Source organism: Streptomyces sp. Rer75, from assembly GCF_013414305.1.
Taxonomy (GTDB): Bacteria; Actinomycetota; Actinomycetes; order Streptomycetales; family Streptomycetaceae; genus Streptomyces; species Streptomyces himastatinicus.
This window is the reverse complement of sequence record NZ_CP058693.1, coordinates 7,780,771-7,801,019: the sequence shown is the minus strand read 5'-3', so window position 1 is coordinate 7,801,019 and position 20,249 is coordinate 7,780,771. Positions and strand designations below refer to the sequence as shown.

Below are 20,249 nucleotides of genomic sequence, written 5' to 3'. Positions count from 1 at the left end.
CGCCTGCCCCATGGCGAAGGGAGGCCCGGTGAACGCTGTTAATCAGCAGACGTTGGAGAGCACGTTTACGGCCGGACCGCCCGGCCCCGCCCCGGCCGGCCGACTGCGCCGCTTCGCTTCACGGGTGAGCTGGCCCGTGGTGACGATATGGCGCGCAGGCCGTAGCCGTTGGCTCCTCGCCCGCGGCATTCGCACGCCACGCCGCTGGTCGCGGCCACGGTCCTGGACGTGGCCGGTGCTCGTCGGCGCGCTCTCCATCCTCTATCTCATGTGGATAGTCCACCTGTTTTGGGCCGGTGCGCCGTTGCGGAGTTTCTTCGACGAGGAAGAGACGGCACTGGGAGCCATCGGAACCTCCTCGACCGCCGTGTTCATCGTGGCCTGGTTCGTGTTCTGGCGCTTCGGACGGGTACGGCGGTATTACCTGCGCAAGGCGAGGCGCCATCCGAGCAATCTGGTCAAGCCCGGCAGCATCATCGGGCGGGTCGTGGGACGGGACCCGCTGTGTGACGCCCTGATGACCGATCTGCGCGACAGGGACCGTCGACGTCCGCATGTGATAGTAGGCACGATCGGCGTCGGCAAGACTGCGCTTCTCGTGCGCCTCACTGAGCGACTTGCCCGGAAGGGCGCCGCGCCTGTCGTCCTACAGTTGCGGGACATCCAGGACGTCGAAGACATGACGGACGCCAGGCAGAAACTGAATTTCGCCGAGTTGGCCCGGCAGCGCTTCCTCGAAGAGGTCTCGGACAAGACACTTTCGCCGTCGGAAGGCGAGAAGATCTGGCAGCGCCTGCGCTATCAGCAGGACAGGGTCGTCGTACTGGCCGACGGCCTTGAGGAAGCGCTCAGAAAGCACCCCGACCGCGACAACCTCATCCGCCAAGCCATCACCGAGGCTGACGAGGCAATGGTTCCCCTAGTCGTCACCTCCCGTCCCAACGACTCCCTGGAGGCGGTGCCAGCCGCACTCACGGCGCTGGAACCACTCAGTGAAGAGGCCGCGTTGTCCTATGTTTCTTCGGGCAGCAACTGGCGTTCCGACAAGCAGCGGCTGGACTGGGTCGTGGAGGCGGCCAATGTCGCCGGATCCCCCCTCTACCTCGAGATTGCCAGGGAACTGGAGACGCTGGGACGACTGGCCCCGATCATCGGTGGCGGAGACGATCCGTCGGACACGCGCGATCAGGACGAATGGGCTTTGCGGTACGACTTGCTGGAAGCCTGGACCGAGGCGCTCATCGACGGCGCGCTCTTCCCCGAACAGCCCATTTCCCATCTGGGGCGACGCATGACGGTGGAGTATCTGTCCGCCCTTGCGTGCGCCGCGCTGTGGGAGAGCTCCGCCGAGGTCTCTTACAATGCTCTCACCGAGCAATGCGACGCCGACAGCCGTATGGACCGGGAGGCCCTTGCGGCGATCACGAAGCGGCTGCACAACCGCGTGAAGCCCGAACTACTGGAAAAGATTCGGATCGGCGCACGTACCGCCGGTAGCTGGGGCAGCCGCCTGGGCCTGGTGGACGACCGGGGACAGGGCATCCGCTTCCGGCACAGCGTGATGCAGGCCTATTTGGCCTCCCGGTACATGGCCCCCCTGCTCGAGCAGAGCACCAAGAATGGCCCTGAGGGATCGAACTACTTCATAAAGGCGCTGAAACGCCCCGGCAGGGAACTCAGCACAGCCCTCGTACTCCATTCCCGCTCACTCGAGTGCATATGCAGTTGCAGGACAGCGCCACAGCTGTGCACGACACACCACAGCAGGGAACTGCTCAGAAGAGCAGCAGAGAACGCGCTGACCCGAGGCGACGTGTGGGGCGACAGCGACGAGGAGCAGGATCTACGGATCAAGGCCCTGGAGATGTACTCCGCCGCGCTGGACATCGACAGCTTCGATGATCAGCCTCAGCACCGGAACATCGTCAAGAAAATCCAGGATGAATGGCCGAACGTCCAGGAATACAACGAGCGCAAGCTCGACTGCGCCAAAACGGGCCTGGTCAAACGGATCGGGGCGACGGCCCGCCTGTTGGCTGGGCGTAATCCCGACGCAACGGAGAAAGAGACCGCATACGACCTGCTGTTCGACCTGGCCTGTGACGAACGTTCCCACGCGGTGCGATTCGCCATCGCGCGGGAGATCGGCGCGGGCAGTGACACCGCGTTCTACGCTCTGAAGGAGAAACTCACACTGCCCTTGTCAGGCGACGCCTGTCCGGAGAACGCCTCCCGGACAGGACACGAGTCCGGAGCCCCCGGAGATCGGGAGGAACGGCCATCCGACTCGACCAAGAGCGAGCGGCTTCGTCGCAAGCTACGCGACGAGCGGATTCGCGAGGAGCGGAGGGAAGAGCGCGACCACGAGGACCGGGAGCAGGAAGACGAGGAAAAGCAACGGCGTCAGCACATCATGCGGGCCTGGCTGAGCCCCATGCTGGTGGATTCCTGCACACTCGCCCACCACCAGGACACGCCATACTCAGTGCTCTGCCGTTTGACGCAGGCGATGGAAGAGAAGCGGCTCGACAGGGGACTGGAAGTTGCCCTTGCCCAGGGTTTCAAGCAGGCCGCCAACCACCGCCATCCTCCCTCCCGGCCGAACGACACTCGAGACTTCCTCAGCGAAAAGGCGTGGGAAATGCTCGGGAAAACACATTTCTGGTTCACCCGGCTCACCCTTCTCCATGCCCTCACGCTGTGGGCGCTTCCCGACAACATCGCGCAGCGGCAGCCGTTGCACGGCCATGGATCCAACCCTCGCGCGCAGGTGCGCCACTGGCTCCACCGGCACGATGACGACGGCAGAAGGGTCAGGCCCCGGAACGAGCACCCGTTGGTGCGGGCGGCGGCCAGGATGTCCCGACAAGCACTGGAGACCCGGCATCCGGACCGATTTCTATGGATTGACGAGGCCGGTGTGGCATCACAGATCGGCTCGGAGACCTCCTCGTTGCACGAGCCTCGCGCGCATAACCTCTGGATACCTCCTTCCACTGGCTGGAGCACCCTCGATCCGGCAGCGCAGCAGTTGCTGGCCGATGTCCTCATACTCGCCGTGCTCGCCGAGGAACGGGGCGACCATCAGGACGAACTGCAACGTCGTCTGGCACGGGTGGACCGGAAGGCTCCGCCGTTGCTGCCACCGTGTCTGACCGAAAGCCGCGAGTCCTTGGATCCGATGCGTACGCCCATCGGCGAGGCACCGCAGTCTCCGCCAGGCTCAAAGTGTGCCGATGACTGCCCGTTCATGCTGTGCCCGTATCCCCCCAAGGGCCCTGAGTGCCGCATGGAACTCAACGAATTGTTCTGCATCAACCAGCGCGGGCTGCTCAATTTCGTGCAGCTCCACGCCTGGTTGTATCTGCGGTTCCGCCGACGGGCAGCATGGCAGCGCAAGGCGGCGGTGCCGGATCTGCGGCGATTTTGGGACCAGATGGGCGGTCGCGCCCGGGACCGGACCCGCGATGAGGTTCCCGCAAACCGCGTCCGGTCATCCCACTGACACCTCACTCCCAGCCGTGTGTCATCGCACCGCCCGGGGCCAAACAGCCCCGGCCCTCAGCGGGTCACGGCCGAGGGCTGGGCGCTCTCTTCCCGTACCGGCTCCTCCGGGGCGGGCTCGGGGACCGCCTCCGGGGCCCGGTCCGCGAAGCGGCGGGCCAGGACGGCGCAGACCATCAGCTGCATCTGGTGGAAGAGCATCAGCGGGAGGACGGCCAGGCTCGCCTGGGCGCCGAAGAGGACGCTGGCCATGGGCAGGCCCGCGGCCAGGCTCTTCTTGGAGCCCGCGAAGGTGATCGTGATGCGGTCCTCGCGTGGGAAGCCCAGCTTCCGGGAGCCGTACGTGGTCAGCGTGAGCATGAGCGCGAGCAGCACCGCCTCCACCCCGAGCAGGACGGCCAGCCGGGCGGGGGTGATCTGGTGCCAGATGCCCCGGGTCATGCCCTCGCTGAAGGCCGCGTAGACGACGAGCAGGACCGAGCCGCGGTCGACCAGGCGCAGGACCGCGCGGTGGCGGGTGATGAAGCCGCCGATCCAGCGGCGGAGGAACTGACCGGCCAGGAACGGGGCCAGCAGCTGAAGGGCGATCTCGATCATCGAGTCGGCGGAGAACCCGCCGCCGCTGCTGCCGAGGAGCAGCGCGGCCAGGACCGGGGTGACGACGATGCCGATCAGGCTGGAGAAGGAGCCCGCGCAGATCGCGGCGGCGACGTTGCCCCGGGCGAGCGAGGTGAAGGCGATCGAGGACTGGACCGTGGAGGGCACCAGGCACAGAAAGAGGAGGCCGGTGTAGAGGGGCTGGGTGAGGACGTACGGGACCAGCCCGCGGGCGGCCAGGCCCAGCGCGGGGAAGATGACGAAGGTGCAGGCCAGCACGGTCAGATGGAGGCGCCAGTGGCGTACCCCGTCCAGCGCCTCGCGGGTGGAGAGCCGGGCGCCGTAGAGGAAGAAGAGGAAGGCGACCGCGACGGTGGTGGCCCCGTCCGTCACGGTGGCGGCCCGGCCGCTGACCGGGAGCAGCGCGGCGAGGGCGACGGTGCCGACCAGGCCGAGGATGAAGCCGTCCAGCGGCAGCCAGGAGGGGAGGGTGATCTTGCGGAGCAGATGGTGCGGGCGGTGCATGAACTCTCTTTCTCGCTGCCGTGGGCCCGGGCATCCGGACGGGGCCCTCTCCAGCCTGCCCGGGATCGGGCCCATCGGGAATCCCGCATACCGCACTGACTGCTATCGCGTTCCGTGATGGGCGTGCCTAGGCTGGAAGACGTGTTCGATCCCGCCCAGCTCCGTACGTTCCTCGCCGTCGCGCAGACCCTGAGCTTCACCCAGGCCGCGCACCGTCTCGGGGTGCGCCAGTCGACCGTGAGCCAGCACGTCCGCAGGCTGGAGGAGGCGGCCGGGCGGCAGCTGTTCAGCCGGGATACCCACGGGGTGGAGCTGACCGAGGACGGCGAGGCGATGCTCGGCTTCGCGCGGTCGATCCTGGAGGCGAACGAGCGGGCGGCGGGCTGGTTCCGGGGCACCCGGCTGCGCGGGCGGCTGCGGTTCGGGGCGTCGGAGGACTTCGTGGTGACCCGGCTGCCGGAGATCCTGAAGGGGTTCCGCCGTGAGCACCCGGAGGTGGATCTGGAGCTGACGGTCGAGCTGTCGGGCACCCTGCACCAGCGGCTGGAGGCGGGGAAGCTGGATCTGGTGCTGGCCAAGCGGTCCGAGGAGCGGCCGCAGGGGCAGCTGGTGTGGCGGGACCGGCTGGTGTGGATCGGCGCGGAGGGGCTGCGGCTGGATCCGGGCCGCCCGCTGCCCCTGATCGCCTTCCCGCCGCCCGGGCTGACCCGGGCGCGGGCGCTGGAGGTGCTGGAGCGGCACGGCAGATCGTGGCGGATCGCGTGCACGAGCGGCAGCCTCAACGGGCTGGTCGCGGCGGCGCGCGCGGGGCTCGGGGTGATGGCGCACACCGATGGCCTGATTCCGCCGGGCCTGGTGCCGGTTCCGGAGCGGGCCGGGCTGCCGGAGCTGGGGCCGGTGGACTTCGTACTGCTGTACGGGGAGCGGCAGCGGGACACCGCGACCCGCGCCGCGGCGGAGCGGCTCGCGGAAGCGATCCTGGCCGGGCCCGTGCCGTGACCGGCCGGGCCTGTGGCGTGAGCGGCCGGGCCTGTGGTGGCGTGACCGGCCGGGCCTGTGGCGTGATCGGAGAGATTCCGTGCAGAAAGTCGTCACATATCAGCTACACATGCGGTGCATAGGGTCAACATGAGTACAAACCGGTCCCCACGGTGACCGTTTGACACCCTTTCACCTCACTGGTCAGCGCACATTCCGACCATTACTTGACGAAACACCTCTCCCACCCGGGGCTTCGGATCGGGTACGGTCGCGGCGCTGTGCGGAGCGGCTTCAAGGAGCAGGTATTGCGCGAGTTCACCGTCCCCCCGTTGGCGTCGGCGTCCCAGGCCGGAGGACTGGCGGATGCCGTCTTCGAGCACGCGGAGTCCGACCCTCATCGGGTGGCGCTGGGGCGCAAGACGCCGGACGGCCGCTGGGAGGACGTGACCTCGGCCCAGTTCCGGGACGAGGTGGTGGCGCTCGCCAAGGGACTGCTGGCGCAGGGGGTCCGGTTCGGCGACCGGGTCGGGATCATGTGCCCCACCCGCTACGAGTGGACGCTGTTCGACTTCGCGCTGTGGACCGTGGGCGCGCAGAGCGTGCCGCTGTACCCGACCTCCTCCGCCGAGCAGGTCTTCTGGATGCTGCACGACGCGTCGGTCTCGGCGTGCATGGTCGAGCACGAGGACCACGCCATGACGGTCGGCTCGGTGGTCGGCCGGCTGCCGCATCTCAGGCGGCTGTGGCAGCTGGACGCCGGGGCGCTGGAGCAGCTGCTGAGCGACGGCGAGTCCATCGACGACGACCTGGTCGACCGGCACCGGCTGGCGATGACCCCGGATCAGACCGCGACCATCATCTACACCTCGGGCACCACCGGCCGTCCCAAGGGCTGTGTGATCAGCCATGCCAATCTGATGGCCGAGTGCGACAACGTCGTCGAGCGGTACGAGGACGCCTTCCACTCCAAGCGCGGCGACGAGGCCGCCACCCTGCTCTTCCTCCCCCTCGCCCACGTCTTCGGCCGGATGGTGGAGGTCGCCGCGATCCGCGGCCGGGTCAAGCTCGGCCACCAGCCGAAGCTGGCGGCGTCCGCGCTCCTGCCGGACCTCCAGTCCTTCAAGCCGACCTTCATCCTCGCCGTGCCGTACATCTTCGAGAAGGTGTTCGCGGCGGCGCGCCGCCGGGCGGAGGCGGACGGCAAGTCGGGGCCGTTCGAGAAGGCGGTCGAGATCGCGGTGCGGTACGCGGAGGCGGTGGAGGAGAAGGCGTTCGGCATCGGCACGGGCCCCAGCACCTCGCTGCGCATGCAGCACCAGTTCTTCGACAAGCTCGTGTACAGCAAGGTGCGCGGCGCGATGGGCGGCCGCGTCCGGCACGGGATGTCGGGCGGCTCGGCCATGGAGCGGCGGCTCGGGCTGTTCTTCCGGGGCGCGGGCGTCACCATCTACGAGGGGTACGGACTCACCGAGTCGACCGCGGCCGCCACCGCCAACCCGCCCGAGCGGACCCGCTACGGCACGGTCGGCCAGCCGATCCCCGGCACCACCGTGTACATCGCCGACGACGGCGAGATCTGGCTGCGCGGCGGCCAGATCTTCAACGGCTACCTCGGCGACCCGAAGGCGACCGACGCCGTGCTGCGCGACGGCTGGCTGGCCACCGGCGATCTGGGCACCCTGGACGACGACGGCTATCTGACGATCACCGGGCGGAAGAAGGAGATCCTGGTGACCTCCGGCGGCAAGACCGTCTCACCGGTGTGGCTGGAAGACCGGGTGCGGGGGCATCCGCTGGTGGCCCAGTGCATCGTGGTCGGCAACGACCGCCCGTACGTCGCGGCGCTGGTCACCCTGGATCCGGAGGCCGTCTCGCACTGGCTGACGATGCGCGGCAAACCGGAGATGGCGGCAGCTGAGCTGGTGCGGGACCCGGATCTGGAGACCGAGATCCGGCGGGCGGTGGTCGCGGCGAACACCACCGTCTCGCAGGCCGAGTCGATTCGTACGTTCCGCATACTTGCCGCGCAGTTCTCGGAGGAGCATGGTCTCCTGACACCGTCCCTGAAGCTGAAGCGGAAGGCGATCGAACAGGCGTACGCCGTCGAGGTCGAGGCGCTGTACCACGCATAGGCGGTCGTGCCACGCATAGGCGGTCGTGCCACGCATAAGCGGTCGTACCACGCATGGGCGGTCGTGCCACGCCTGGGCGGCCGTACGACGCCCAGCCGGCTTACGGGACACGCGCACTCCCTGGGAACCACCGAGCCGCGAAGGGGGCACGAAATGATCGATGTCATTCTCCCCGCACTTCCCGAGCGCGAACTGACCCCGGTCTCCGAGGAGACTCCCCAGGCCCCGGCGCTGACCGGGCACATCACCCTGGGCGGACCGGTGTCCGTCCCGGTCACCTCCGAGCTGGTCGCCGGGGACCCGGAACTCCTGGCCTTCGTGGAGGCCGAGGCGCACACCGCCGTTTACCATCTGCTGCTCTGCGCGGTCAGCTGCGCACAGGACGCGCCGGAACCCGCTCTGCACACGGTCAACCTCGATCTGACCCTGTCGACCGACCCCGAGGCGGCCGGGCCCGCCGCCTTCGGACCGGTCGCCTGGTCCATGGCCCCGCATCAGCTCACCGGCACCGGCGACGTGTCCGCACCGGTCCGCCTCGGTCCCCGGCTGGCGCTCCGGGACGACAGCCACGCGCCGCCGCCCGGCGAGCGGGTCTGCCTGGAAGCCCGGCGCGAGCTGCGCTCCGACCCGGGGTGGGAGATCCGCCGCACCGGCACGGTCCCCATCGGCGGTACGTACCGGCTGGCCATGGTGGTGCGAGCACCGCGGGGTACGGTGAGCCTGGCGGCGGTCGCGGTGGGCGCGACGGTACGCGAGGGGCACACCCTCCACCGTTTCCGCGCGGAGATCGCGCAGCCGGTGCGGCTCGCGGACCGGGAATGCGTGGCGCCCGGTGATCGTTGACAAGAGAGTACGTGTTCGCATTCCGACGTAAGGATCGACCGCTCGTGAGCAAGGTCCCCTTCATCACCCTCAACAACGACGTTCGGATCCCGCAGCTCGGCTTCGGCGTCTGGCAGGTGCCGGACGACGAGGCACAGGTCGCGGTGCGTAACGCCCTGGATGCCGGATACCGCCACATCGACACCGCGGCCATCTACGGCAACGAAGAGGGCACGGGGAAGGCGCTCGCCGCGTCGGGCATCGCGCGCGACGAGCTGTTCGTCACCACCAAGCTCTGGAACGCCGAGCAGGGGTACGACTCCACGCTCCGCGCCTTCGACACCTCGCTGACCAAGCTCGGCCTGGAGTACGTGGACCTCTACCTGATCCACTGGCCGCTGCCCGAGGTGGACAAGTACGTGGACACCTGGAAGGCGTTCGAGAAGATCTACGCCGACGGCCGCGCCAAGGCCATCGGCCTGTCCAACTTCCACCCCGCCCACACCCAGCGGCTGCTCTCCGAGGCGTCGGTCACCCCGGTGATCGACCAGGTCGAGCTGCACCCGCAGCTCCAGCAGTCGGAGCTGCGCGCCTTCAACTCCCGCCACAACATCGCCACCGAGGCCTGGTCCCCGCTGGGCCAGGGCAAGGGCCTGCTGGAGGAGCCGAAGCTCGCGGAGATCGCCGCGAAGCACGGCAAGAGCCCGGCGCAGGTCGTGCTGCGCTGGCACCTCGACCTGGGGAACGTGGTGATCCCGAAGTCCGTGACGCCGTCCCGGATCAAGGAGAACATCGACGTCTTCGACTTCGAGCTGGACTCCCAGGACCTGTCCGCGATCGACTCCCTGGACTCGGGCAACCGCCTGGGCCCGAACCCGGACACGTTCAACCTGACCCAGGTCTGACCGACATCTGACAGCCGGTCGCCACCGCCCCGTCGCGCACCGCGCGGCGGGGCGGCGTCATGCCCGCGCCCGCCGAGCGCTCCCCCGCAGCCGCAATTACGCTTGGCGATCAGTAAGACACGCAGCGTGATACGCGACAGGAGAACGCACTATGCGCCGCAGACGTCGTCATGGTCTTGAGCTCGCCACGGGCTGCACCGTCGCCATAGCCGCACTGTTCCTCGCCGGTGCGGGCATACCCGCGACCGCCAACCCGTCCCCGCCGCCCGGTTCCCACCGGGAGATCCCGCCCGAGGTGCTCGCCGCCATGCAGCGCGACCTCGGACTGACGGCCGACGAGGCGCGGACCCGCATCAACAACGAGTACAAGGCCGGACAGGCCGAACCCGGCTGGCGCAAGAACCTCGGCAGCAGCTACGCGGGCACCTGGGTGACCGGGAACACCGCCGAACTCACCGTCGGCACCACCGACGAGGCGCAGAGCGGCGCCATCACGGCTTCCGGCGCCAAGGCCACCGTCGTCGGCCACAGCCTGGAGAAACTGAACACCGCGAAGGACGCGCTGGACCGGATGGCCGAGGAGCGCCCCCCGTCCGCCACCACCGCCTCCCTCTGGTACGTGGACGTGAAGAGCAACAGCGTGGTCGTCCAGTCGGCCCAGCCCGCCGCGGCCCAGCGGTTCATCGACGCCAGCGGCGTCGACCGCGGCATGGTGCGGATCGTGGAGTCGGCCGAGCGCCCGGCTCCCCTTTATGACCTGCGGGGCGGCGAGGCGTACTACATCAATGCCACCGCCCGCTGCTCGGTCGGCTTCTCCGTCACCCAGGACACCCAGGCCGGTTTCGTCACCGCCGGGCACTGCGGCGACGCGGGCGACACCACCACCGGCTTCAACCGCGTCGCGCAGGGCACCTTCCAGGGCTCGGTCTTCCCCCGCAGCGACTACGCGTGGGTGGCCACCAACGCCGACTGGAAGCCCACGCCCCTGGTGGTCGGCCCCGACTCCACCACCATCACGGTCACCGGCTCCCAGGAGGCGCCGGTCGGCTCGTCCGTCTGCCGCTCGGGCTCGACCACCGGCTGGCACTGCGGCACGATCCAGCAGCACAACACCAGCGTGGTCTACCCCGAGGGCACCATCCGCGGCGTGACCCGCACCAATGTGTGCGCCGAGCCCGGCGACTCGGGCGGCTCGTTCGTCTCCGGAACCGAGGCGCAGGGCGTCCTCTCCGGCGGCTCCGGCAACTGCACCGTCGGCGGTACGACGTACCACCAGCCGGTGAACCCGATCCTCAGCGCGTACGGGCTCACGCTCACCACCGGCTGACGGCGCCGACGCGGGCCCTCACTCCGTCCGGGCCGCCACGTGGAAGGTCTGCGCGGTCAGGAGGAAGGCATCCGGCCGCCGCATGATCCCGGCCTCGTCGTCCGGGTCGAGCAGCCGGTCCAGGGTGGCGAGGTCGCCGTCGTCGAGACGGTCGGCGGCGGCCTCGCGCCAGCGGCCCAGCTCGTTCCGCAGGAAGTCGCGGGCCGCCGCGCCGAGCGGGGCGGGCAGGTCGAGCAGGAAGCTGCGGCTGGCGGCGCCGGTGAGACCGGCCGCCGTGAGCAGCCCGGGCCAGTCCTCGACGGTCTCCGTCGCGTCCGGCAGCTCGGCCCGCATCTCGGCGAACCGCTCCGCCTGGATGGCATCGAGCCGGGCCAGCAGATCGGGTCGGCCGAGCCCCGCGTCCCGGGGCAGAAAGCGGGTCGGCAGTCCGCCCTCGCCGAGCACCAGCAGCCCGCCGGGGCGCAGGGCGGCGGCGAGTCGGCGCAGCGCGGCGAGCTGATCACCCAGATGATGCACGGTCTTGCTCGACCAGATCAGATCCGCGGTGCCGATCGTGGCCGGGTCGAGCCCCTCCGGCAGCTCGGCGTGCAGGGTGGTGACGCGGCCGTCGAGCCCGAGCCGGGCGGCGCGCTCCCGGGCCCGCTCCAGCAGGGCGGGCGTACCGTCCACGGCCACGACCTCGGCGTCCGGGAAGGCCCGGGCGAGGAGGCAGGTCACCACTCCGGGGCCGCTGCCCACGTCGAGGACGCGGCGTACGGAGCCGTCCGCCGCGGCGAACCGCTCGCGCAGCCAGGCGGTGGCCTGGTCGTAGACGGGGGTGTGCACCTCGGCACCCTGTTCGAGGATCGGGGCGAAGGCGTCCCAGTCGGGCTGTTGCGTGCCCGGGTGTGTGTGGTTGTGGCCGTGGTTGTGGGCGTGTGCGCCGTGGTGTGCGTTCATGGCCGTGAGCGTGCTCGCACCGGGGCCGCTTTGCCAAACTTCCTTGCCGAACCGGCAAATCAGCTGATCTGACCAATCCGCACCCGCTCGGGCGACGAATGAGATACGACACCTGCGTGGATCGTCATGCTCATCCGGAAGGACGGCTAGTGAGAGAGCCCGTGTTCATCGGTGGACCGGCCCCCAGGGGCCCGGACCTCGAGGAGTTGCTCGGATTGGTGGCCCGGGGGGACCAGAACGCCTTCGCAGCGCTCTACGACGCCGTCAGCGGGTCCGTCCTCGGGCTGACGCGCAGTCTGCTGCGCGACCCCGCCCAGGCGGAGGAGGTCACCCAGGAGGTCCTGGTGGAGGTGTGGCGGACCGCGGCCCGGTTCGAACCGGCCCGGGGCAGCGCCATGGCGTGGATCATGACGCTCGCGCACCGGCGCGCCGTCGACCGCGTACGGTCCGCGCAGTCCGCGTCGGACCGCGAGGAGCGCGCCGCGCTGCTGAACCGCACCCCCGCCTTCGACGAGGTGACGGAGCAGGTGGAGGCCAGGCTGGAGCGCGAGCAGGTGCGCCGCTGCATGCAGGGGCTCACCGAACTACAGCGTCAGTCCGTGACGCTCGCCTACTACCGAGGCCGTACCTACCGCGAGGTGGCGGAGCTGCTCCAGCTCCCGCTCGGCACGGTGAAGACCAGACTCCGGGACGGACTCATCCGGCTTCGCGACTGCATGGGGGTCGGGGCATGACCAGAGCGGACCGAGCGGATCTGCACACGCTGACCGGCGCGTACGCGGTGTACGCCCTCTCCGGGCGGGAGCTGCTGGCCTTCGAACGGCATCTGGCCGACTGCGAGGCATGCGCCCAGGAGGTACGGGAGCTACGGGCCACCGCCGCCAAGCTCGGCATGGCCACCTCGCTGACGCCGTCGCCGGTGCTCAAGGACGATGTGATGCGGCGGATCGCCACGGTCCGTCAGGACCCGCCGCGGGTGGCGCGGAGCGAACCGGAGTTCTCCGGCGGCGGTGCCGCGCCCCGGCGTTCCTCGCGCGGCCGGTGGCAGAACTTCGCGCTGGCGGCCTGTCTCGCCGGGGCGGTGGCGCTCGGCGGCGTCGCCGTATGGCAGAACCAGCAGGCGTCCGACGCGCGCGATACGGCCCGCCGCTCCGAACAGCAGGTGGCGCGGGTGGAGGCGGTGACCGAGGTGCTGGCCGCCCCGGACGCCCACAGCCGCAACACCAAGCTGACGAACGGGGCCACGGGCACGGTCGTGGTCTCCCACGCCCTGGACAAGGCCGCCTTCCTCGCCTCCGGCCTGCCGAAACCGCCGGACGGGCGGGTGTACCAGCTGTGGTTCAGCGACGGCGGCACGATGCGGTCGGCCGGGCTCATGGACACCGCGGGCACCGGCACCGGCCGCGGCACGGCCGCCCTGCTGAGCGGCGCGGTCGGGAAGGCATCGGGGGTCGGGGTGACCGTCGAGCCCGCCGGGGGCTCCAAGGCGCCGACGACCGATCCGATCGGGCTGATGTCGCTCCCTGCGGGGTGAGGGCGCCCGGTGTAAGGGAAAGGAGTGACCCCATCGAAACCCAAGCCCTCGATCGCCGTCTTCACCTCAGAGCTGCGGCTGCGCGACAACCCCGTGCTCCATGCGGCGCTCCGCGCGGCCGACCGGGTCGTCCCGCTGTTCGTCGTGGACCGCCGGGTGGCCGCGGCGGGCTTCGCCGTGCCCAACCGGGTGGCGTTCCTGCGGGACTGCCTGGCCGACCTCGACGCGGGCCTGCGGGAGCGCGGCGGCCGGTTGGTCATCCGTACGGGTGACGCGGTGGAGGAGATCCGCCGGGTGGCCGAACAGGTCGACGCCGGGGAGGTGCACATCGCGGGCGGGGTGAGCGCGTTCGCGGGGCGGCGGGAGGCGCGGCTGCGGGAGGCCCTGGGCGGGCGGGCGCTGCGGGTGCACGGAACCGTCCTGACGGCGGCCGAGCCGGGCACCGTAACCCCGTCCGGAAAGGACCACTTCTCCGTCTTCACCCCGTACTTCCGCGCCTGGCAGGGCGTCGAACTACGCAGACCGTTCGCCGCGCCGCGCGGCGTGGCGGTGCCGTCCGGGGTGCGGTCCGAACCGGTCGCCGCCGTGGCCTCGCTCGCCTCCGGCAGCCCCTCCCCCAGGCTGCCCGAGGGCGGCGAACGGGCCGGGCGCCGCCGCCTCAGCGCATGGCTGCGGTCGGGGCTGGGCGCCTACGCCGACCGTCAGGACGACCTGGCGGGAGACGCCACCTCCCGGCTCTCCCCCTACCTCCACTTCGGCTGCCTGTCCGCGGTGGAGCTGGTGCACCGGGCGCGGGAGTCCGGCGGGCCCGGCGCCGACGCCTTCGTACGGCAGCTCGCCTGGCGCGACTTCCACCACCAGGTCCTCGCCGCCCGCCCGGACGCCTCCCACGCCGACTACCGCCCGCGCGGCGACCGCTGGCGGTCCGACGACGCCGCCGTCGCGGCCTGGAAGGCGGGCCGCACCGGCTACCCGCTCGTCGACGCGGGGATGCGGCAGCTGGCGGCGGAGGGGTGGATGCACAACCGGGCCCGGCTGCTGGTGGCGAGCTTCCTGACGAAGACGCTGTACGTGGACTGGCGGGTGGGGGCGCGGCACTTCCTGGACCTGCTGGTGGACGGGGACGTGGCGAACAACCAGCTCAACTGGCAGTGGGTGGCCGGGACGGGCACGGACACCCGCCCCAACCGCGTCCTGAACCCCCTGGCGCAAGCCCGCCGCTTCGACCCGGACGGCGCCTATGTACGACGCTGGGTGCCCGAACTGGCCGAGGTGCCCGGACGCCGCGTCCACACCCCCTGGACCCTCCCCGAACCCGAACGCGCCGCCCTTCCCTACCCCGCCCCGATCGTGGACCTCGCGGAAGCCGCCACCCGCTTCCGCCAGGCCCGCCACACCCCCTGACGGTGAGCCTTTCCCCAGCCCCGCCCCTTCCCGACCCGGGGCTCCGCCCCGGACCCCGCTCCTCAAACGCCGGAGGGGCTGGATATGGGGCCCGCCGCGCGGCGGGGCGCAGACCCGGCGGGGGCCGGGGGCGCGCCCCCGGGTCAGGGGTCGGCTGGGCGGCGGCGGGGGAGGGGGAAGAAGCCGCTGGTGCGGGCGGCGTAGGCGGCGTAGGCGGGGCGGTCGGCCATGTGGCGTTCCAAGAGGGCCTTGCCGCTTCCCCTGATGAGGACGTAGGTCATGGCCAAGGGGGAGATCAGGGAGATGAGGGCCGGGTGCCAGGCTTCGGAGGCGAGCAGGTAGAGGCCCCACCAGACGCAGAAGTCGCCGAAGTAGTTGGGGTGCCGCGTCCACCGCCACAGGCCCTGGTCCATGATGCGCCCCCGGTTGCGCGGGTCGGCGCGGAAGCGGGCGAGTTGGGAGTCGCCGACGGCTTCGAAGGTGAGGCCGAGGAGCCAGAGGGCGGCGCCGGCGGCCGCGACCGGGCCGAGGGGGCCGGAGGCGTACTGGGCGGCCTGGACCGGGAGGGAGACGAGCCAGATCAGGGCGGCCTGGAGGAGGTAGACGGCGCGCAGGGCGTAGAGGTGGCGGTTGCCGGGTGCGCGGGCGAGGAGGCGTTCGTAGCGGGGGTCTTCGCCGTGCCCGCAGCGCCGTACGCCGATGTGGACGGCGAGCCGCAGCCCCCAGACGGCGGTGAGCACGGTGGTGAGCAGCCGCCGGGTGCCGTCGCCGTGGCCGTCGGAGGCGGCGAAGGTGACGAGGGCGATGGCGGTGAAGCCGAGCCCCCACGCCACGTCGACGATGCGGTGGACGCCTTTGGCGAGGGCGACGAGGAAGGTGACGAGCATGATGGTCAGGGCGGCGATGGCGCTGTACACGAGGCCCACGCCGAAGGCGGGCCAGGGGAATGCGGTCATGCGGCCTCCAGCGCGGGCGCCGGGTACCAGTCCGCGGGCGTGTCGGGCATGCCGCTGACGCCGCGCGCGGTGGGCCGTACGGCGAGGATCTGGTCGATGCCCATGCGCCGTTCCTCGAAGGCGAGCGCGCCACCGGCCAGGTAGAGCCGCCACATGCGGGCGGTGTGGTCGCCCGCCAGCAGCCGGAAGGCGTCCCACTGGGCCTCCAGCGCCTCGCGCCAGGCGCCGACGGTGCGGACGTAGTGTTCGCGCAAGGATTCGGAGGTGCGTACCTCCAGTCCGGCGGCCTCCAGCAGGCCGATGGTGTCGCCGAGGGGCCGCATGTGGAGGTCGGGGGCGACGTAGGTTTCGATGAAGGCGCCGCCGCCGGGGGTTCCGGCGGCGCGGGACATCTGCTGGACGAGGGCGCGGCCGCCGGGCCGCAGCATGCCGTGGAGGGTGCGGGCGAGGCGCGGGTACTGGTCGTGGCCGACGTGTTCGCCCATCTCCACGCAGGCCACGGCCTCGTACTGGCCGCCTTCCAGGTCGCGGTAGTCGCTCAGGACGACCTCGACGAATTGGCCCAGGCCCAGTTCGTCGACCCGCTCGCGCACGAAGTCGCGCTCCTCGGGCACCAGGGTGACGGCGGTGACCTGCGCCTTGTGGCGGTCGGCGGCGTACAGGGCGAGGGCGCCCCAGCCGCAGCCGATGTCCAGCAGCCGGGCGCCGGGCACCAGCGCGAGCTTGCGGCAGATGACCTCCAGCTTGTCGCGCTGCGCGTCGGCGAGGCCGTACGAGGGGTCGTGGCTGGTCCAGTAGGCGCAGGAGTACGCCATGGAGGGGTCGAGCAGCCGCTCGTAGAACTCGCTGAGGAAGGCGTGGTGGTGGCTGATGGCGGCGCGGGAGCGGGTCCGGGAGTACGGGGCGCCGCCGAGGCGGGCGCGGCCGCCGGGGGCGGCCGGAGGGGGGCCGATGGCGCCGAGGCGGGCTGCCCCGGCGGCGGCCCGGGCGCGGGCGGCGAGGGTGACCCGGGGCGGGGTGACGGAGCGCTCGCGGAGGGCGTTCCACACGGCGCGCAGCCCGTCGGTGAGGTCCCCTTCGACGTCGAGGTCGCCGCTGATGTACGCCTCGGCGAGGCCGAGTTCGCCGGGCTGCCACAGCAGCCGCCGCACGGCGCGCGGCGAACGCAGGACGACGCGTGGCGCGTCCGGCGGGCCTGCCTCGCTGCCGTCCCAGGCGCACAGCCGCACCGGGAGCGGCCCGCCGAGCAGGCGTTCGGCGATCGGGGCGAGGGTGGGGGCCGCGTCGCTCATCGGTCTGCCTCCTGGAGCAGGATCTGCTGGACGTCGAGGTAGCGGGCGCGGAAGCCCGCTTCGGAGTAGGCGAGGTAGAAGGTCCACATGCGGCGGAAGGTGGCGTCGAAGCCGAGGTCGGCCACCTGTGCGTCGCGGGCGGTGAAGCGTTCCCGCCACAGCCGCAGGGTCTGGGCGTAGTGGTCGCCGTAGCCGTCGCGGCGGGCGATGTGCAGCCGGGTGTGGCGGGCGGCGCACTGTTCGAGGGCGGTGACGGAGGGCAGGAAGCCGCCGGGGAAGATGTACTTCTGGATCCAGGTGTAGGTGTGGCGGGTGGCGAGCATCCGGTCGTGCGGCATGGTGATGGCCTGGAGGGCTATCCGGCCGCCGGGGGCGAGCAGTTCCTGAAGGGTTTGGAAGTAGCGGGGCCAGTACGCCGCCCCGACTGCCTCGATCATCTCGACGCTGATGATGGCGTCGTACTGGCCCTCCAGCTCCCGGTAGTCGCGCAGCAGCAGGGTGATGCGGCCGGTGAGCCCGTCGCGCAGGGCGCGCCGCGCCGCGAGCCGGCGCTGTTCCTCGGAGAGGGTGGCGGTGACCACGTGCGCCCCGCGCAGGGCGGCGCGCAGGGCGAGTTCGCCCCAGCCGGTGCCGATTTCCAGCAGCCGGGTACCGGGGCCGACCCCGGCCAGGTCGAGCAGCCGGTCGATCTTGCGGTGCTGGGCGGCGGCGAGGTCGTCCCAGGCGGCGGGGAGGCGGCTGAAGAGGGCGGCCGAGTAGCTGAGGGTGGGGTCGAGGAAGAGCCCGAACAGCTCGTTGGACAGGTCGTAGTGGTGGTGGACGTGTTTGGGGGCCGCCTCGAGGGTGTTGTACTGGCCGACGGGGTGGGCCGGGGCCCAGGCGCGGCGCAGCCGCTGCGCCCAGCGGGGGACGATGCGGTCGGCGTGTTCGGCGAACACGGTGAGCACGCCCACCAGGTCCTCGGCGTCCCATTCGTGGGCGAGGTACGACTCGCCGAAGCCGATCAGCCCGTCCCGGCCGATGCGCCGCATGAAGCCCTCGGGGTCGGCGATGTCCAGCAGCGGCCCGGTGGTGCCGCGGACGGGCCCGGTGCCGTACCGCACCCGCAGCGGCAGCCGGGCCAGGGCCCGGCGGACCAGCGTCCGGGCCAGCGCGTCGCGGGGCCGGGAGGGGCCGGGCCGGTTGGCCACGGCGGGCCAGCGCGCGGCGTCGACGGCCGGGCGGTGGGCGGCGCCGGTGGCGTGGTGCAGTTCGGTCACTCCAGGCCCTCCTGTACGGGGTGGCGGGGGCGCGGCTGGAGGGGCAGTCCGCGCAGGTACAGCCGGATGCCCTGGAGCCGGATGTGCCAGCTGACGGCGGCGGTGGCCCAGGGGTGGCGGAGGGCGGCGCGCAGCAGGGCGCGCGGCGTGGCGGGGCGGGCCCTGCCCCGTACGGTCGCGGTGAACGGCCGGGCGCCGTCGCGCTCCAGGTGGACGGTCAGGGCGAGCCCTTCCGCGGGGCGCGGCAGCCGCATCCGGTAGCCGCCGTCGACGGGGAAGAACGGCGAGACGTAGAAGTCCTTGGCGGTGTCCGCCCGGCCCTCCTCGTCGGGGCGCAGCAGATAGCAGTGGCGTTCGCCGTAGGTGTTGTGCACCTCGGCGACGACGAGGACGACGGCCCCGGCGCGGTCGTGGCACCAGTAGAGGGTGAGGGGGTTGAAGACGTGGCCGAGGACGCGGGCGTGGCCGAGCATCAGCACCCGTCCGCCGGGCGGGGTGACGCCCTGGGCGGTGAGCCAGCGGTCGAGGGCGGCGCGGAGGGTGGGGCCGGTGCCCGCGAAGTGGTCGCGGGGGTGGAAGCGGGCGAGCGGGCGCAGCGGCCGGGGCGGGCGCGGCAGGTGGTCGAGGTCGACCAGCCACAGGTAGGTGCGGTGGGTGAAGGCGTGGCGCAGCGGGCGGGTGCGGACGTGGGTGATGACGCTGTCGTAGAGGGCGGGGGTGCGGGTGACGGCGGTGCCGGGCCTGGCGGGGGCGGCGGGGCGGCGGGGGTGGTTCACCAGCGCACCCCCAGGGCGGCGGCGGCCCGTACGCCGGAGGCGCAGCCGTCCTCGTGGAAGCCCCAGCCGTGGTAGGCCCCGGCGAAGGCGGTGACGCGGTCGTTGAGGGACAGCAGCCACTGCTGGGCGGCCACCGACTCGGGGGTGTAGACGGGGTGTTCGTACACCATGCGGGCCAGCACCCGGTCCGGGTCCACGCGGTCGCCGCCGCCCAGGGTGACGATGTGGTCGCGGGGGGCGTCGAGCCGCTGGAGCCGGTTCATGTCGTAGCTGATGAGCACCCGGCCGGAGGGGGTGGCGCAGGACGGCATCCGGTAGTTCCAGGCGGCCCGGGCGCGCCGGTTGCGTGGCAGCAGGGTGGGGTCGGTGTGCAGCACGGTGTCGTTGCGGGAGTAGCGGAAGGCGCCGAGGATGTCGCGTTCCTCGTCGGTGGGGCGCTCCAGCAGCCGGAGCGCCTGGTCGGCGTGGACGGCGATCACGACGGCGTCGTACGCGGCCTGTTCCCCGTCCTCGGTGACGAGGTCGACGCCGTCGGGGTGGCGGACGACGGTGCGCACGGGGGCGGAGGTGTGGAGGGCGGAGAGCTGTTTGGCGATGGCCTCGACGTAGGTGCGCGAGCCGCCGGTGACGGTTCTCCAGGGCGGGGCGCCGGTGACCGACAGCATGCCGTGGTGGTCGAGGAAGCGGAACAGGTAGTGGGCCGGGTAGCGCAGCGCGGTCTCGGCGTCGCAGGACCAAACGGCGGAGACCAGCGGGGTGACGAAGTGGGAGACGAAGTAGCGCGACCAGCCGCCGATGGTCAGGAACATGCGCAGGGTGACCGTGTCGTCCGGCACCCGGTCCAGGAACCGGCGGGCGGCCCGGTGGAAGGCCGGGACCTCGGTGAGCATGCGCAGATAGCGCACTCTGACGGTGTTGGAGGGCCGCGCGAGCAGCCCGGGCAGACCGCGCGCCCCGGCGTACTGGAGTCCGCAGCCCTCGCACACCACGGACATGCTCATCTCGGACTCCTGGGTGGAGACGCCGAGTTCGCGGAAGAGCTTCAGCAGCTGCGGGTAGGTGCGCTCGTTGTGGACGATGAACCCGCTGTCGACCGGCCACACCCGGCCCCCGGGGGCCGCCACGTGGTGGGTGTGGGCGTGGCCCCCTAACCGGTCGTCCGCCTCGTACAGCGAGACGTCGTGCGTGCGTTGCAGTACGTACGCCGCGGTCAGTCCCGCCACTCCGCTGCCGACGACGGCGATCCGCTGCCGCTGCCCGCCCATGCCCGCTCCTCCGTTCGACACCGCCCTCTCA

At 71.5% G+C, this 20,249-nt stretch carries 16 protein-coding genes; 9 read left to right on the top strand and 7 right to left on the bottom strand.

Going from position 1 to position 20,249, the window contains the following annotated elements:
* Nucleotides 1-28 precede the first annotated feature (28 nt).
* A complete protein-coding gene (locus HYQ63_RS33635; RefSeq protein WP_179937538.1) occupies nucleotides 29-3,505 on the top strand; it encodes an NACHT domain-containing protein in 3,477 nt (1,158 codons plus the stop codon).
* 56 nt (nucleotides 3,506-3,561) lie between these two features.
* Here the strand turns inward: HYQ63_RS33635 and HYQ63_RS33630 are convergent, their stop codons facing one another.
* Nucleotides 3,562-4,626, bottom strand: a complete 1,065-nt coding sequence (locus HYQ63_RS33630; protein ID WP_179937537.1) for a bile acid:sodium symporter family protein — start codon at nucleotides 4,624-4,626, stop codon at nucleotides 3,562-3,564.
* Nucleotides 4,627-4,767: 141 nt separating this feature from the next.
* On the opposite strand from HYQ63_RS33630, the gene HYQ63_RS33625 reads away from it, so the two are divergent.
* The 5 genes from HYQ63_RS33625 to HYQ63_RS33605 all read left to right on the top strand — a co-directional run bounded on the left by HYQ63_RS33625 (nucleotide 4,768) and on the right by HYQ63_RS33605 (nucleotide 10,793).
* Nucleotides 4,768-5,625 (top strand): LysR substrate-binding domain-containing protein, encoded by an 858-nt coding sequence (locus HYQ63_RS33625; RefSeq protein WP_179937536.1) that lies wholly within the window; start codon nucleotides 4,768-4,770, stop codon nucleotides 5,623-5,625.
* Nucleotides 5,626-5,912: 287 nt separating this feature from the next.
* On the top strand, nucleotides 5,913-7,739 hold the full coding sequence (locus HYQ63_RS33620; protein ID WP_179937535.1) for a long-chain fatty acid--CoA ligase: 1,827 nt from the start codon (nucleotides 5,913-5,915) through the stop codon (nucleotides 7,737-7,739).
* A gap of 153 nt (nucleotides 7,740-7,892) precedes the next feature.
* Nucleotides 7,893-8,582 carry a hypothetical protein gene (locus tag HYQ63_RS33615; RefSeq protein WP_179937534.1) on the top strand — a complete coding sequence of 230 codons (690 nt, stop codon included), beginning with the start codon at nucleotides 7,893-7,895 and terminating at the stop codon, nucleotides 8,580-8,582.
* A 44-nt stretch (nucleotides 8,583-8,626) separates the two neighbouring features.
* Nucleotides 8,627-9,466, top strand: a complete 840-nt coding sequence (locus HYQ63_RS33610) for an aldo/keto reductase (protein WP_179937533.1) — start codon at nucleotides 8,627-8,629, stop codon at nucleotides 9,464-9,466.
* A gap of 151 nt (nucleotides 9,467-9,617) precedes the next feature.
* Nucleotides 9,618-10,793, top strand: a complete 1,176-nt coding sequence (locus HYQ63_RS33605) for a S1 family peptidase (RefSeq protein ID WP_179937532.1) — start codon at nucleotides 9,618-9,620, stop codon at nucleotides 10,791-10,793.
* 18 nt (nucleotides 10,794-10,811) lie between these two features.
* Here HYQ63_RS33605 and HYQ63_RS33600 read toward each other — a convergent pair whose 3' ends face one another.
* Nucleotides 10,812-11,732 carry a trans-aconitate 2-methyltransferase gene (locus HYQ63_RS33600; protein WP_179937531.1) on the bottom strand — a complete coding sequence of 307 codons (921 nt, stop codon included), beginning with the start codon at nucleotides 11,730-11,732 and terminating at the stop codon, nucleotides 10,812-10,814.
* A 149-nt stretch (nucleotides 11,733-11,881) separates the two neighbouring features.
* On the opposite strand from HYQ63_RS33600, the gene HYQ63_RS33595 reads away from it, so the two are divergent.
* Genes HYQ63_RS33595 through HYQ63_RS33585 form a run of 3 tightly spaced genes read left to right on the top strand, consistent with a single transcriptional unit; the run spans nucleotide 11,882 to nucleotide 14,670 of the window.
* Entirely contained in the window at nucleotides 11,882-12,466 is a 585-nt protein-coding gene (locus HYQ63_RS33595; RefSeq protein WP_123103524.1) for a sigma-70 family RNA polymerase sigma factor, read from the top strand.
* Nucleotides 12,463-13,266, top strand: a complete 804-nt coding sequence (locus HYQ63_RS33590) for an anti-sigma factor domain-containing protein (RefSeq protein ID WP_179937530.1) — start codon at nucleotides 12,463-12,465, stop codon at nucleotides 13,264-13,266. The genes HYQ63_RS33595 and HYQ63_RS33590 overlap by 4 nt, the downstream gene beginning before the upstream one ends.
* Nucleotides 13,267-13,290: 24 nt before the next feature.
* Nucleotides 13,291-14,670 carry a deoxyribodipyrimidine photo-lyase gene (locus HYQ63_RS33585; RefSeq protein WP_179937529.1) on the top strand — a complete coding sequence of 460 codons (1,380 nt, stop codon included), beginning with the start codon at nucleotides 13,291-13,293 and terminating at the stop codon, nucleotides 14,668-14,670.
* Nucleotides 14,671-14,813: 143 nt separating this feature from the next.
* On the opposite strand, the gene HYQ63_RS33580 is transcribed toward HYQ63_RS33585, so the two are convergent.
* The 5 genes from HYQ63_RS33580 to HYQ63_RS33560 all read right to left on the bottom strand — a co-directional run bounded on the left by HYQ63_RS33580 (nucleotide 14,814) and on the right by HYQ63_RS33560 (nucleotide 20,218).
* A complete protein-coding gene (locus HYQ63_RS33580) occupies nucleotides 14,814-15,626 on the bottom strand; it encodes a DUF1295 domain-containing protein (RefSeq protein WP_179937528.1) in 813 nt (270 codons plus the stop codon).
* Complete coding sequence (locus HYQ63_RS33575; RefSeq protein ID WP_179937527.1) at nucleotides 15,623-16,918, bottom strand: cyclopropane-fatty-acyl-phospholipid synthase family protein; 1,296 nt, start codon at nucleotides 16,916-16,918, stop codon at nucleotides 15,623-15,625. Before HYQ63_RS33575 ends, HYQ63_RS33580 begins: the two co-directional genes overlap by 4 nt.
* Nucleotides 16,915-18,177 carry a class I SAM-dependent methyltransferase gene (locus HYQ63_RS33570; protein ID WP_179937526.1) on the bottom strand — a complete coding sequence of 421 codons (1,263 nt, stop codon included), beginning with the start codon at nucleotides 18,175-18,177 and terminating at the stop codon, nucleotides 16,915-16,917. Before HYQ63_RS33570 ends, HYQ63_RS33575 begins: the two co-directional genes overlap by 4 nt.
* On the bottom strand, nucleotides 18,174-18,872 hold the full coding sequence (locus HYQ63_RS33565) for a DUF1365 domain-containing protein (protein ID WP_257232681.1): 699 nt from the start codon (nucleotides 18,870-18,872) through the stop codon (nucleotides 18,174-18,176). Before HYQ63_RS33565 ends, HYQ63_RS33570 begins: the two co-directional genes overlap by 4 nt.
* A gap of 77 nt (nucleotides 18,873-18,949) precedes the next feature.
* Nucleotides 18,950-20,218 (bottom strand): NAD(P)/FAD-dependent oxidoreductase, encoded by a 1,269-nt coding sequence (locus HYQ63_RS33560; RefSeq protein ID WP_179940767.1) that lies wholly within the window; start codon nucleotides 20,216-20,218, stop codon nucleotides 18,950-18,952.
* Nucleotides 20,219-20,249: the final 31 nt, after the last annotated feature.

Bases quoted from the DNA above. Each gene is read 5' to 3' on its own strand.
- HYQ63_RS33630 (WP_179937537.1), bottom strand. From the start codon at position 4,626: ATGCACCGCCCGCACCATCTGCTCCGCAAGATCACCCTCCCCTCCTGG.
- HYQ63_RS33615 (WP_179937534.1), top strand. From the start codon at position 7,893: ATGATCGATGTCATTCTCCCCGCACTTCCCGAGCGCGAACTGACCCCG.
- HYQ63_RS33605 (WP_179937532.1), top strand. From the start codon at position 9,618: ATGCGCCGCAGACGTCGTCATGGTCTTGAGCTCGCCACGGGCTGCACC.
- HYQ63_RS33600 (WP_179937531.1), bottom strand. From the start codon at position 11,732: ATGAACGCACACCACGGCGCACACGCCCACAACCACGGCCACAACCAC.
- HYQ63_RS33590 (WP_179937530.1), top strand. From the start codon at position 12,463: ATGACCAGAGCGGACCGAGCGGATCTGCACACGCTGACCGGCGCGTAC.
- HYQ63_RS33580 (WP_179937528.1), bottom strand. From the start codon at position 15,626: ATGACCGCATTCCCCTGGCCCGCCTTCGGCGTGGGCCTCGTGTACAGC.
- HYQ63_RS33575 (WP_179937527.1), bottom strand. From the start codon at position 16,918: ATGAGCGACGCGGCCCCCACCCTCGCCCCGATCGCCGAACGCCTGCTC.
- HYQ63_RS33560 (WP_179940767.1), bottom strand. From the start codon at position 20,218: ATGGGCGGGCAGCGGCAGCGGATCGCCGTCGTCGGCAGCGGAGTGGCG.